9 protein-coding genes are annotated in these 14,478 nt (G+C 45.4%); all 9 read left to right on the plus strand.

Going from position 1 to position 14,478, the window contains the following annotated elements; genetic code table 11:
- Window positions 1–39: 39 nt before the first annotated feature.
- The 9 genes from sov to FHS68_RS02960 all read left to right on the plus strand — a co-directional run bounded on the left by sov (window position 40) and on the right by FHS68_RS02960 (window position 14,444).
- Window positions 40–7,197 (plus strand): T9SS outer membrane translocon Sov/SprA, encoded by a 7,158-nt coding sequence (sov, locus tag FHS68_RS02920; protein ID WP_167267074.1) that lies wholly within the window; start codon window positions 40–42, stop codon window positions 7,195–7,197.
- A 76-nt stretch (window positions 7,198–7,273) separates the two neighbouring features.
- The gene (gcvH, locus tag FHS68_RS02925; RefSeq protein ID WP_167267075.1) at window positions 7,274–7,654 is read left to right on the plus strand and encodes a glycine cleavage system protein GcvH; all 381 of its coding nucleotides are present in this window, start codon (window positions 7,274–7,276) and stop codon (window positions 7,652–7,654) included.
- Window positions 7,655–7,736: 82 nt separating this feature from the next.
- Entirely contained in the window at window positions 7,737–9,020 is a 1,284-nt protein-coding gene (locus tag FHS68_RS02930; RefSeq protein WP_167267077.1) for a dihydroorotase, read from the plus strand.
- Window positions 9,017–9,577 (plus strand): DUF4199 domain-containing protein, encoded by a 561-nt coding sequence (locus tag FHS68_RS02935; protein ID WP_167267079.1) that lies wholly within the window; start codon window positions 9,017–9,019, stop codon window positions 9,575–9,577. The genes FHS68_RS02930 and FHS68_RS02935 overlap by 4 nt, the downstream gene beginning before the upstream one ends.
- A 10-nt stretch (window positions 9,578–9,587) precedes the next feature.
- Entirely contained in the window at window positions 9,588–10,103 is a 516-nt protein-coding gene (locus FHS68_RS02940; RefSeq protein WP_167267080.1) for a DUF4199 domain-containing protein, read from the plus strand.
- Window positions 10,104–10,140: 37 nt separating this feature from the next.
- The gene (gene gldF, locus FHS68_RS02945) at window positions 10,141–10,869 is read left to right on the plus strand and encodes a gliding motility-associated ABC transporter permease subunit GldF (RefSeq protein WP_167267082.1); all 729 of its coding nucleotides are present in this window, start codon (window positions 10,141–10,143) and stop codon (window positions 10,867–10,869) included.
- A gap of 75 nt (window positions 10,870–10,944) precedes the next feature.
- The gene (locus FHS68_RS02950) at window positions 10,945–11,655 is read left to right on the plus strand and encodes an RNA polymerase sigma factor (protein ID WP_229211752.1); all 711 of its coding nucleotides are present in this window, start codon (window positions 10,945–10,947) and stop codon (window positions 11,653–11,655) included.
- Window positions 11,652–12,566 (plus strand): anti-sigma factor, encoded by a 915-nt coding sequence (locus FHS68_RS02955; RefSeq protein WP_167267083.1) that lies wholly within the window; start codon window positions 11,652–11,654, stop codon window positions 12,564–12,566. Before FHS68_RS02950 ends, FHS68_RS02955 begins: the two co-directional genes overlap by 4 nt.
- 162 nt (window positions 12,567–12,728) lie before the next feature.
- A complete protein-coding gene (locus tag FHS68_RS02960) occupies window positions 12,729–14,444 on the plus strand; it encodes an FAD-dependent oxidoreductase (RefSeq protein WP_167267085.1) in 1,716 nt (571 codons plus the stop codon).
- Window positions 14,445–14,478: the final 34 nt, after the last annotated feature.

The raw sequence follows: 14,478 nt of genomic DNA on the forward strand, positions 1-14,478 counted from the left end.
TGATTTTAGATACAACCTTCTCTAAATAAGTACATTACCTTGTCATCAACGATTTACTCATTTCTTTTTAAGATACTAAGCATTTCGACCGGAGCGGTATTATTAGCCAACCTCTCGGTTGACATGGATGAACCATATGCAACGCAGGCCCAGGACTGGGCAGTGTTTGCAGATACGATTATAGAAGATACTACGAAGAAAAATGTAGACCGCTCCGGTAACCAGCTGATCACACGCTGGAAGGATTATTACTCCAACAGGATCACCGAACCCCGCCCAAGATCGCCATTCTATATGCGCGATCCTTCCAATATTTCTACTACTATCATCCTGGACAGTGCTGGAAAAGTAGCAGTTACCGAAAAAATCCAGACTCCGTCCGGCAATCTCGACTTCCGTGCACCTGAGCGGATGGACTTGGAAACGTACGACAAGATTCAGGAAGACCGGGCATTTAAAAGCTTATTGCGCGAATATGCGGGTCGGCAAGATGGAAAAAGCGCTATGGGTGCGAGAGGATTGCTGCCCAAGCTGGATCTCCCGCCAGCATTGTCTAAATTGCTAGGCGACGACTTTGTCAATTTTAAACCAACTGGCTTTGTTTCACTTGATCTGGGGTTAATGCACCAATTTTTGGATAACCCTTCCATCCCCATCCGCCAGCGGCGCAATACCCAATTCATATTTAACGAACAGATCAGTATCAATTTTGATGCGAAACTGGGGGATCAGCTTGGTTTTCAAACCAACTTTGATACCAAAGCAAATTTCAATTTTGAGAATGCGATCAAGCTGAATTATAAAAATCCGGAAGAGAGTTTCATCCGGAAAATTGAGGCCGGTAATATCAACTGGGCCATTAATAGCCAGCTTATTCCAGGGGTTCAAAATTTGTTCGGGTTAAAAACTGATTTCCAGTTTGGGAGATTAAGCGCAACATTTGTTGCTTCCCAGCAAAAGTCCAGCAAAGAAAGGATCGTATTGCGCGGAGGAGCTCAGAACAGGGATTTTGAACTCAGAGCAGATACTTACGATGAAAACCGCAACTTCTTTCTTTCTCAATATTTCAGGAACAAGTATGAAGGTTCTCTGCAAAATACACCCACGATCACTTCCGGCATAACTGTTACGCGGCTTGAAGTGTACGTGACAAACCGCACGACCACGACAGAATCTTTGCGAAATGTGGTCGGCTTTGCTGATTTAGGAGAACCAGCACCTTATAAATCAGCAAACCCCAGTTTACAACCGATCCGCTCGACATCGCCCGCAGACAATGCAGCGAATGGACTTTATCAGGCATTGACTTCAAACAATGCGTTCAGGCAGGTTGATAATACCAATAGCGCAATCACCGCGTTGGGGCTGGAAAGAACAATAGACTATGAATTATTAAGAGGATCGAAAAGACTGATAGCTGATCGTGATTACACTTTTCACCCCCAATTAGGATATATCTCCCTGACCAATGCATTGAGAAACGACGAAGTATTGGCTGTTTCTTACGAATATACCCTCAATGGGCGTGCCTTTAAAGTAGGAGAATTGACCGAAGATTATCAGGCGAGAAGGGACAACGAGGTGATTGCGTTGAAATTATTGAAATCATCCACGATCAGGAATAATACCAATCTTCCGATGTGGGACCTGATGATGAAGAATGTTTACTCACTCGGAACCAGCCAGATCGATAAGCAGGGTTTTCAGCTCAGGATTATTTATAAAGATGACCAGACGGGTATTGATAATCCCAATTTGCAGGAAAGCAGCATTGCCAATGTTCCCTTAATCCGCCTTGCAGGGCTCGACCGTCTTAATCCCGTCAACGACCTTCAACCCGACGGAAACTTTGACTTTGTAGACGGCATTACCGTAGACAGCAAAACTGGGCGCATTATTTTTCCAGTACTTGAACCATTTGGTACCAACCTTTCCAGAAAATTTGGTGCGGGAGAAGATCAGTTTCGGAACAAATATGTCTTCAACGAGTTGTACCGGACTACGATGATCGACGCGCAGCAGGTTTCGGAGCGTAACAAGTTTTTTATCAAAGGTACTTATCAATCCAGCGGTGGTGCAGAGGTGCAGCTTCCTTTTGGGGTTTTGGAAACTTCCGTGACGGTTACTTCCGGCGGCGTACCTCTTTCCCCGGGTTCCGATTACATTGTGGAGGCGCAGATTGGCCGCGTCAGATTGTTAAATAGCAGCGTGCTTAATTCGGGACGGGAGATCGTCATTGAATACGAACGTCCTGATATGTTCCAGAATCAGATCCGCTCATTGCTGGGAACACGTCTGGATTATGTTTTGAACAGAGATTTGAGCATTGGCGCAACCATCATGAAATACCGTGAGCGGCCGGCTGGGTTTTTGTCCCGTGTTTCTATCGGCAACGAACCCGTGAACAATACAATGCTGGGTTTCGATATCAATTTCCGTAAAGATGTTCCTTTCCTGACCAAATGGCTGGATGCATTGCCGCTTTTGCAGACAAAAGAAATGTCTAGCATTCAGTTTAAGGGGGAATTTGCCAAACTCTTGCCGGGGGTTTCCAAAGATGTGAACAATCGCTCATTAGTCGATGATTTTGAAGCTGCACGAACGATTTACGACCTTTCCCGCCAGCCTCAAAAATGGCGTCTGGCATCGGTTCCCACAAAATTCCGCGAAGGGTTTGATGGAAAAACATTGAATTATGCCTATAAGCGGGCCAAAATCTCTGCTTATACTGTCGATAATATTTTTGGAGGATCACAAGGTTTGGGTGGAGGTTATCAGCCTCCGAGCAACATTGAAGATGCCGACCGTAAATTCTTTTACGAAAGACTTTTTCTTCCTAATGAAATCTTTCCAAACAGGGCGATTGCTGGTTTGGTTACATACCCCCAACAGGTCCTCGACATTGCATACTATCCAAGCGAAAGGGGGATGTACAATTACAATGCAGATCTCGCGACCGATGGACGTTTGAAAACACCAAGGCTGAATTTTGGTGCCATCAGCCGTGCTATCACATCTGATAACGATTTTGACAATGCTAACATTGAAAGCATTGAATTCTGGATGCTTGATCCCTTTATCAACACGCCGGATGGAGTAGTGAGGGACGGGGTTGAGAATAGAAACAATACAACCGGAGGGAAACTGGTGTTCAATCTTGGGGATATTTCCGAAGACGTTGTCCCGAACGAACGCTACGATTTTGAAAACGGGCTTCCATTGGTTCCAAAACAGATTGGGGTGAATGTTGATTCTACCGCCTGGGGATATGCCACCAAATCTCAGTATCTGATCAATGCATTCAGTAACGAATCGGGGGCGAGAGAGAAGCAGGATGTGGGGCTGGATGGATTGAGTAATGAAGAAGAACGTAATTTCTTCAGGAAATATCTGGACCGCTTGCCCGCTAACCTTACCGCGGAAGCAAGAGAGAGAATACTTTCCGATCCATCTGGGGATGATTTCAAATTTTTCCTCGGCGCCGATCTGGACAGCGCCGGGTTGAAAGTCCTGGAACGTTACAAAAACTACATCGGGATGGAGAATAACTCACCCGAAAGCCAGGGCCGGTCTACCGACGTTACGCCCGCTTCCACCAATGTTCCGGATGGTGAGGATATGAATGTGGACAATACCATCAACGACAACGAAGCTTATTATGAATATGAAATTGATCTGAAACCCAACCAGCTCGCAATTGGGAATGGATATATCGTTGATAAAACATTAACAAATGGTCAGAACTGGTACTTATTCCGTGTTCCCATAAAGGAATTCTCAGGAATAGTCGGCAATATGAATGGTTTCAAATCCATTCGTTTCATGCGGATGTACCTCACTGATTTTCAGCAGCCGGTTATCCTTCGCTTTGCACAGTTGCAAATGGTAGGGCAGCAATATCGCAAATACACGTCCAACCTTGACGCACCTGGATTGCAGGAAGTTCCAGAGCCTTACGATGCGAAATTCACGGTTGGAACGGTTAGTATTGAGGAAAATAGTGACCCACGCGGCGGCGCCAACAAATACATTTACACCATCCCTCCCGGCTGGAAACGTGACCAGGACAATACACAAAGGCCACCTTTGTTGCTGAATGAACAATCCATGAGCCTTTGCGTGACCGACCTACGCGATGGCGATTCGCGGGCGGTATTTAAAAATGTAAACCTGGACCTGTTGTTCCGCAAAAGATTGCGCATGTACGTCCACATGCAAAATGAGCAAAGTGAAGATGGCATGGTGGGTACATTCATGAGGATTGGAACTGACCTTACTCAAAATTACTACGAAATTGACCTGTCAACATTACAGGCCACCCGTCCTTCTGCTACCGACGCATCGGAAATATGGCCGGAGGGTAATGAGATTAACATTGCGTTGGCAGATCTTATCTCAGTAAAATCACAGCGTAACAGGCAGATTGATAGAAACCTTAGCGTGCCTTATACCATACTTACCTCCGACGGCAGGTTCAAGCTAACCGTTGTCGGCAACCCTGACCTTAGTTCCGTTCGAATTATGATGATTGGAATGAGAAACCCCAAATCTGCCGATCAGCGTCCTAAGAGTTTCTGCCTCTGGACCGATGAAATGCACGTGGAAGGTTTTGACGATACTGGCGGTATTGCCGCTATTGCGCAGTTGAATGCGAAACTGGCTGATTTTGCAACGGTAACAGCTTCCGGAAGAATAGAGACATTTGGTTTTGGAAGTGTTCAGCAACGGATCGGTGAGCGCTCCCGTAATTTCACCCAGGAATATGGATTTTCATCCAATGTTGCATTAGATAAGCTGCTCCCGGCACAATGGGGATTCAGTATCCCGCTATTTTTAAGTTATGACAGGCGGAATGTAAAACCACACTTTAATCCACTCGATCCAGATACACCGCTGACTACTTCGCTGGATAATCTACTTTCTGACGAAGAGCGAGATGGTTACAGCCGGTTGGTGGAGGAAAATGCCGTCAAGCGGGGAATCAATTTTTCCAATGTCAGGAAAATTAAAATGAAGCCAGGTGCCAAAAATCACTTTTACGATTTCGAGAACTTCTCCTTCACCTATGCTTTCAGTGACGATAAGCGGCGCAATGTACTGACGCAAGAATACAATCAACGCAATTACAGAGGTGGGATATCCTATGTTTACAGTAGTCAGCCCAAAGCTTTTGAGCCATTTAAAAATTGGAAAGCAACAAACCGATGGGCTGAATTGATCAAGGATGTGAACCTTACCTTAATGCCAAACATGGTTTCGCTCCGTACCGACGTGGACCGGCGTTTCCTGAAAACCCAATTGCGGAATGCCGACCTGACTACTGATGGCATTCAGCCTTTGTTTGAAAAATACTTCTGGTTTAACCGCTATTATGATTTTGGCTGGAACCTGACCAGAAACTTGACATTGACCTACAATTCGTCGGCTAACTCCATTATCGACGAGCCGATGGGGGATATTAATAGCACTCAGAAAAAAGATTCGTTGTGGACAAATTTTAAAAATCTGGGGCGGATCAAAAATTTTGATCAGAAAATAGACCTGACCTACCGTTTGCCATTGGATAAAATTCCGCTGGTCGACTGGATGACTGCTGATTACAAACATTCAGTGGCTTACCAGTATCAGGCGAATGCATTGGGATTAAAGGATACGACCGGACTTCCGTTCGGAGATATCATCCGGAACAGCCGTGAGCGGGGCGTGACCGGGAAAGTGGATTTTGTTTTACTTTATAATAAACTACGCTATCTGAAATTCGCCAATACGCCTTCGACCGCGCGTAAGAACTTTGCAAGAAGTCCGGGTGACATTGAAGAAATCGACATGCGCACGACGGATATCCTCAAAAGCGTAACCCGCGCCCTCATGACGGTGAGAGGAATCAATTTTAGTTATTCGGTGCTGGAAACAACTGCGTTGCCTGGTTATTTAAGGGCGCCAAAATATTTTGGGATCGACAATACCAATGCGCCCGGATTACCATTTGTATTGGGGCAACAGGGTCGGAATTTCCAGATTAAAGCCGCAGAAAAAGGGTGGATTACGAGAAGTGAGCAACAGAATATGCCATTCCAGCAAACCATCGCGAAAAATTTCTCGGCCAATACAACTCTCGAACCATTCAAAGACTTCCGGCTGATCATTGAAGCACGTTTGACGAGACAGGATGCTTATCAGGAATTCTATCGCCCCGATTCTTCCGGAGATTTTGTTTCGCAAAGCCCGCTTAGGAATGGGCAGTTCAGTATGTCATTTTTGTCATTCAGAACTGCATTTGCGAAGATGAAAAGAGATAACTCGTCACCAGTTTTCGACAAATTCAGGGCTTATCGTGCCATTCTGCGCGATCGCCTTAATAATGAAAATCAGAGCGGCGGTGAATACAATGAGACCTCGCAGGATGTTCTGATCTCTTCATTCTTTGCTGCTTATACCGGCAAGGATCCCAACACCGTCCGTACCAATCCATTTTTGAAATTTCCGATGCCCAATTGGGACTTGAGTTACAACGGATTGTCGCAGCTGCCCATGTTCAAGAGAATGTTCAGTTCATTTACGCTGAAACACAAGTATATGTCCAATTACAGCGTCGGCAACTTCACTTCGTCATTGGATTACGAAGCACTTTATGTGAACCTGGCCGTGACAGGTTATCCGTTATCTTCTAGGCTAAATGATTTGGGACAGTACATTCCGGTGTTCTCAATGAGTACCATTACGCTTTCGGAAAAATTCCAGCCATTGGTTGGTGTTGAATTCCGAACTCAAAGCAGGGTTACGGCAAGGATCGAGTACAACCGTGATAGGACAGTTGCATTGAATCTTTCTAATTCGCAGATGGCTGAGCTGTTCAATCAGGACGTTACGGTCAACATTGGTTTTACTAAAAACAATGTGGCAATACCATTTAAGATCAATGGGGTAAAAAGGAAGCTAAAAAATGATATGACCATGCAGCTGGGCCTTACATTCAGGGATACCAGGTCGATCCAGCGGAAGTTCGACGGCGAGAATATACCAATCGCCGGAAATATCAATTTCCAGCTCCGGCCGACCATTAACTATATGGTCAATAACAGGTTAAGTGTACAGTTTTATTTTGACCGCACCTTCAATGATCCGCTTGTTTCCAACTCATTTTATCGCGCCAGCACATCCGGTGGTGTGCAGCTAAAATTCAATTTGGCAGAATAATATTTTGATTTGGAAAAGACAACGCACATCCTGTAATTTGCGGTTCAATGAATGTTCTACTTTACCTGATTAAATCATGAATTTCCCGCCAGAAATAAAATATACAGAAGATCACGAATGGATTCGCATTGATGGAGATATAGCGACGATTGGTATAACAGACCACGCGCAGAATGAATTAGGTGACATTGTGTATGTTGACATTAATACAATTGGCGACGCCCTTCAAAAAGGCGAGATTTTTGGATCAGTGGAAGCAGTAAAAACAGTTTCTGATCTCTTCATCCCAATAGCCGGTACCGTGCTTGAAGTGAATGAAAAGCTAGATGGAGAACCTGAATTAGTCAATACAGATCCTTATGGCGATGGCTGGATGGTGAAAATCAGCATTGATAGTCCGGGAGAGGAAGGCGGTTTATTGTCCGCAGAGGATTATCAAAAGTTTATAGGTGCCTGAGAAAAGGTTTAAGCTCCATTTGGAGCTTTTTTTTTGAATCCGGTTTTTCTTTTGATACTCCGGGCATTTGTTTTGACACAACATGAAACTAGTAATCCGTTCAGTTCGAATCATTGATAAAAAGTCCACCTTCAACGGGCAGGTTAGGGATGTATTGATTGAGGAAGGGAAAATTAAGGAGATAGGGCAGGATCTTGATGCTAATAACGCCGAAATTTGGGAAGCGAATGGGTTGTGTATGTCGGCAGGCTGGATTGATATGCGCGTTGCCTCACGTGATCCAGGCTTTGAACATAAAGAGGACTTGACTTCCGTTCGTGCGGCGGCGTCCCACGGAGGATTTACTGAAATCGTATTGTTGCCAAATACCCAGCCGGTTGTCCACAGCAAGGATACATTGAACTATATCAGGCAATCAGGTTCGGGAGGACTGGTGAAATTGCACGTTGCAGCAGCTGTCAGCCGGAATGCCGAAGGAGTGGATTTCACCGAAATGATCGATTTGCATGAGGCTGGGGCGATTGCATTTACTGACGGCGAGCAACCCGTCCAGAATCCGGACCTTTTTCTCAAAACCATTTTATATCTCCAGCCGCTGAATGCATTGCTGATGAACCGCCCGGAGGACAGGCAGCTTACGCTTTACGGACAAATGCACGAAGGCGTGACCAGCACATTGATTGGGCTGAAAGGTATACCCTCGCTGGCAGAAGAAATGATGCTGAACCGCGATCTTAAATTACTCGAATACGCCCTGGAAAATAATATGTATCCATCGGAAGTTCCGGCCCTTCACATTTCGCTAATCTCAACCGTTGCAGCTGTTCACCTGGTGAGGGAGGCAAAGAAAAAAGGACTTCCCGTTTCCTGCGATATCGCAGCGCATCAGCTTGCTTTTGAAGATAAGGACCTGATCGATTTTGATACCAATTTGAAAGTAAGCCCGCCATTTCGCTCGGCGGCTGATTTGCAAGCATTAAAACAAGGATTGGCAGACGGTACGATCGACGCCATTGTTTCGGATCATAATCCACATGATGAGGAAAGTAAAAATCTGGAATTTGACCATGCGGATTTTGGGATAACTGGATTAGAAACCGCATTTTCACTGGCCATAACGCATAGCGGGTTGGATTTAGAAGATATTATTGAAAAACTGACTTCTGCACCAAGACACATCCTCCGACTTGCAGAAAATAAGATTGAAGTGGGAGCCGCAGCCAACATTACCTGTTTTGAGCCGGACGCTAAATGGAATTTTAATAAAAGCTATTCAAAATCAAAGAATACACCCTTTCTGGGAAAAGAGCTAATCGGGAAAGTAAGAGGGGTAATTAACAATGGAAAACAGGAGTGGTATTCATGAAATCAATTATTGCATATTTTAATAAACCGATTTTAAAACTTCCCCTGCTTTTCGGGTTGGTAACAGGCGTGCTGGTTTTTATATTTTTCCTCGGACTTTATCTGATTGGCATCGTGCCATTAGGCAATAATAAGGTACTTGACATTGGCATACATATCATTATGATTGCCGGAGCTTGCTGGTATTACCGCAAAAAAGTGGGAAATGGATTTTTACACCTTTGGGAAGCATTGACGATCGGTTATGTCGTAAACACCATTGGTGCGCTGGTCGGCGGCTGGCTGATCTATTTTTTTATTACCTATGCTGATCCGTCTGTATTTACAGACTACCTCGCTCAAATGAAAGTATTGATGCTGGATGGGAAAAAGGAATTGGTCAAGAACATTGGGGAAGCTGAATTTCTTAAAATGTACAATGGTGTGGGAAGTATGCAGCGGTCCGAGATCATTATGGATGAGGTTAGCAAAAAAACATTGATGGCGATCATCCCAATTCTGGTCATTTCATTAATTTTCAGAAAGCAGGATTACGGCGTATTTCAGAATAAACCTTAATTTTATTGACATGGACGAAAAAATATCTACTGCCCGCGTTGCGCTGAAATATGGCATTTTAGGTGCTGTTGTAATTATGGTCTATACAACGATCATTAACATTTCGGGCTTCTCCCAAAATAAGATACTGTCGTCCCTGTCGTTCCTGTTCATGATCATTGCCATTGTACTGGCGATGAAAAATTTCAGGGAACAAAGTAAGGGTTTTATGTCTTACGGCGAAGGTCTGGGATTAGGTACCCTCACTTCGGCCGTTCTGGGGTTATTGAGTTCGGCGTTTACCATGTTTTACGTCCAATTCATTGATGACACGCTGCTAGCGCAGGCACTGGACAAGGTACGGGAGGATATGGAGAGTAGAGGTAAAGACGATTCTGAAATTGAGATGGCAATGGAATTGTCCCAAAAACTCATGTCGCCAGCAATCGTATTTCCGGCAAGCATATTGGTTTATGTCATTACCGGCTTTGTTATTTCACTCGTTGCAGCAGCAATTATACGGCGTGAAAAGCCAGTTTTCGAGTAAAATGCATTAGGATAGAATTGTTCAAATCACCGGAAGCGTGCTAGCAGTTTTTAACAAAGAGATAGGTAGTTTCTTCAATTCACTGATCGCTTACATTGTAATGGCGGTCTTTTTGACTGCAATCGGATTAATTGTCTGGGTTTTCCCTGATTCCAACATTCTAGATTACGGTTACGCTGACCTTGGTTCCTTTTTCAGTCTTGCTCCCTATGTATTAATTTTCCTGATCCCCGCGATCACAATGCGTTCATTGGCCGAAGAAGCCCGCTCCGGAACGCTTGAACTTTTACTTACAAAACCTTTGCGTAATGCTGAGCTGGTACTCGGTAAATTCCTCGCTAACTGGGTCCTAGTTCTAGTTACAATTCTGCCAACGCTTGTTTATTATTACAGCGTCTACAAACTTGGAAATCCTGAAGGTAATGTTGATTCTGCTTCTGTCTTCGGATCTTATATCGGATTGCTGCTTTTCAGCGGCGTGGTGGTGTCCATGGGAATCTGGTCGTCTTCGCTCAATGAAAACCAGATCGTCGCCTTTATCCTTGGCGTTTTCCTCGCATTTGTCTGGTATATCGGTTTCGGTGCCGTTGCCACATTATTTGGCGCGGGACCGATCTCCCAGTTTTTTTCCTGGGCGGCTTTGAACGGGCAGTACCAGTCACTGGGAAAAGGCGTGGTTGATTCCCGCAATGTTATTTACCTTTTCAGCATCATGAGCCTGTTCATTTTTCTCACCTTTTTGAGGATCGAAAACCTCAGAAAATGAACGGCTTTTTACGAACGTAAAAGCTTTTTGATCCAATCTTGTGTGTTCAACGTATATCAGAACAAACACACTAAGATGAGAACAATTCAAGCCCGATTAGGTGCACCGCCAATGTGGAAAGCTATTGCGGTTTCCGGGACACAAGGTACAGGGACAATAATTTGGAATGGCTCTGCCCTCTTTTACGGAAATTTTGCTAGCTTGCCAGTAAGTAATTTAGAACTAAAAGTTAAGCAACTCTTGGCGACTAGCAAGGTAAAATACTCGGAAGAGGAATTGGTGTTAGCTCTTAAAAGAAACGAGCGCACCGCTTTCGAATTCCTGTACGACCATTACTCAGGGGCATTGTTTAATATCATTTCAAAAACGTTGAGGGACGAGGAGAGAGCCGCAGACGTATTACAGGAGTCCTTTTTAAAAATTTGGAAGAACATTGCTTCCTATAATCCCGAGAAAGGACGATTGTTTACCTGGATCATGAATATTGCGCGTAACGGCGCAATAGATGCGGTCAGAGTGGAAGGAAGGAAACCCGCAATGGATGATATTGACGACAGGGCAGTCCTGAATGAGCGGGATGTGTACGAGGATTCGCAGAATTCAAGTTCGGAAATGAAAGCGATCATTAACATGCTCAGGCCCGAAAGGAAGATTCTCATTGATATGGCCTATTTTCAGGGCTACACCCATGAGGAAATTTCAGAAGAATTGAGCATTCCATTGGGTACGGTTAAATCGAGGATCCGAACAGCATTACAAGAGTTAAAACAATACTTTGCAGCATGAATACACAAGCCTACATAGAGTCCGGCATATTAGAGGAATATGTATTGGGCACTGTTTCTTCTCAGGAAAAACAGGAAGTGGAGTGTATGTCTCATATTTACCCTGAGATTAAGGAAGAGCTGTTACGCACTGAGAACGCATTGGAGGAATATGCATTAAAGCATCAAACTGCTCCACCTGCGTCTTTAAAAGAATCGCTTTTTGCTAAAATGAATTTTGATTTCGCACAGGAAATAGAAGACACACACACCCATGATTTGACCAGTGACTATATTGAAAGCGTAAGCACGACAACAATAGAATCACATGATACGATGCGACCAGTAAATGCAGAGCCTAAAATTATAGACAATGTATTTGATCAGGTTGAAACCAGGGTGGTAACACCAGCTTGGGCCAAATTTGCAGCAGCTGCGGCAGTTTTACTAGCCATTTTTGCGGCCTGGTCTGCAAGTCAGATGACCGAGTATAAAGGTAGCAACGAGCAGTTGGCTTCGGAAATGAGTGGCATGAAAATGGAAATGGCAAGCCTAAAACAAGGTTTTGAGTACAATCAGTCGCTCGCCAATCTATATCGGGATCCGAGTTATAAAGCCGTTCAGTTGGCAGGTCTTCCAAAATCTCCCGAAAGTTCTGTTGCCGCATTCTGGAACCAGAAAACCAATGAGGTTTTGATTGATGTGAAGAATTTGCCCGCGGCGCCTGCCGGCAAACAATATCAGCTGTGGAGCATTGTGAATGGTGAAGCCGCACCAATGGATATGGGGATGATCGACAACCAGTTTAGTGGTAAGGTTTTGAAAATGAAAAACACCAAACCAGGCTCAGTAGCGTTTGCTATCACGCTTGAGAAAGAAGGTGGCGTACCGTCACCGACGATGGAAGAAATGTATGTGATGGGAAAAGTATAGTTGACCTTTGTCATGCTGAGCGGAGTCGAAGCACGTTACTGGCTCGGTACAATGCCCTTTTGAATACTGCTTCTTGCACTTCGACTGCGCTCAGTGGGACAATGTAGCAGTTAGTTTGACAAAGAGCATTTCGCATGACAGTTCCAAGATATCGCTAGATAAATGAAACGTAGAAGTTTTATAGCAAACATCGCCCTCAGTGGCGCTATTGCAAATACAATCAACGAAGGTCCGGCTATTGAGTCCGGGCCTTTTTTGCGTGAAAATAAAGCGGAGGAAACGCTTATTGCTGACGTCGCGATCGCTGGAGGAGGACTGGGCGGCTGCGCTGCGGCATTGGCGGCATTGCGAAATAACCTGTCCGTAATCCTGACGGAAGAAACCGATTGGATCGGCGGCCAGCTTTCCCAGCAAGGCGTGCCGCCGGACGAGCATCAATGGATTGAAACGCATGGTTGTACGAAGCAGTACCGGGATTTTCGTAAAGCGATCAGGCAATATTACATTAAAAACTATCCGCTGACAGAAGAAGCAAAGGGCCGCAAGTTCCTGAATCCCGGTGACGGTGCCGTTTCGCGTCTCTGCATTGAACCGCGTGTAGCGGTAACCGTTTTGATGGATATGTTTGCGCCTTACATCAGTTCCGGCAAATTGACTTTGCTTTTGGAGCATAAAGTCGTCTCAGCAAAAGCGAGCGGCAACAAAGTGCAATCATTGGAAGCAAGAAATAACCGGACTGGCAAGCATCTCATACTTTCAGCACCGTATTTTGTAGATGCTACCGAATTGGGCGATTTGCTTCCGCTAACCGGCACCGAATTCGTGACCGGGACCGAATCCAAAAGCGAGACCAACGAACTGCACGCCCCGGAAAAGGGAAATCCCGACAACGTACAGGCATTTACCGTTTGCTTTGCGATGGATTACCAGCCCGGCAAAAACCACGTGATCCCCAAGCCTGCAGACTATGATTTCTGGAAGGATTACATTCCGAAAATGAGCAAACCCTGGTCTGGAAAGTTACTGTCACCTTCCTATTCCAACCCCAAAACCCTCGAACCCAAAGAACTCGGTTTTCATCCCGAAGGCATTGCTACGGGCGACAAGCTGAACCTCTGGAACTACCGCAGGATCATCAGCAAAGCCAATTTCGTGCCCGGTACCTACAAAGGCGACATCACGATTGTAAACTGGCCGCAAAACGACTATTTCCTGGGCAACCTGATCGGAGCCAGCGAAAAGGATTTCGCCAAACATGTCGAAAAAGCCAAACAACTCAGCTTATCCCTGCTCTACTGGCTGCAAACCGAAGCCCCCCGCCCCGATGGCGGAAAAGGCTGGCCGGGAATCCGTTTCCGGAAAGACATCATGGGCACCGAAGACGGCCTTGCCAAATACCCCTACGTCCGCGAATCGCGCCGCATCAAAGCCGTTTTTACCATCAAAGAAGAACACGTAGGAGCCGCAAACCGCGAAATGGCCGTAGCCGCTGGCACCCCAGGCCCCAAAGACAAAGCTGCCGAATTCCACGACAGCGTAGGCGTAGGCTACTACCACATCGACCTCCACCCAAGCAGCGCCGGCGACAATTACATCGATTTCGCATCCCTCCCCTTCCAAATCCCCCTAGGTGCGCTTATTCCTATACGCATGGAAAATTTGTTGCCAGCGAATAAGAATATTGGGACTACGCATATTACGAATGGTTGTTATCGGCTTCATCCGGTAGAATGGAGCATTGGGGAGGCTGTGGGGTTGTTGGTGAAGTTTGCTTTTGGGAAGGGGGTTACGCCGCGGGGTGTGCGGGAGAGGAGTGAAATGTTAAAGGGGTTTCAGGAGTTTTTGAAGGGGGAAGGGGTTGAGTTGGCGTGGCGGTGAGAGCTAAGGAGGTTTCAATATTTAGATGTAGTGA

This window comes from Dyadobacter arcticus (assembly GCF_011762185.1).
GTDB classification, from domain to species: domain Bacteria; phylum Bacteroidota; class Bacteroidia; order Cytophagales; family Spirosomataceae; genus Dyadobacter; species Dyadobacter arcticus.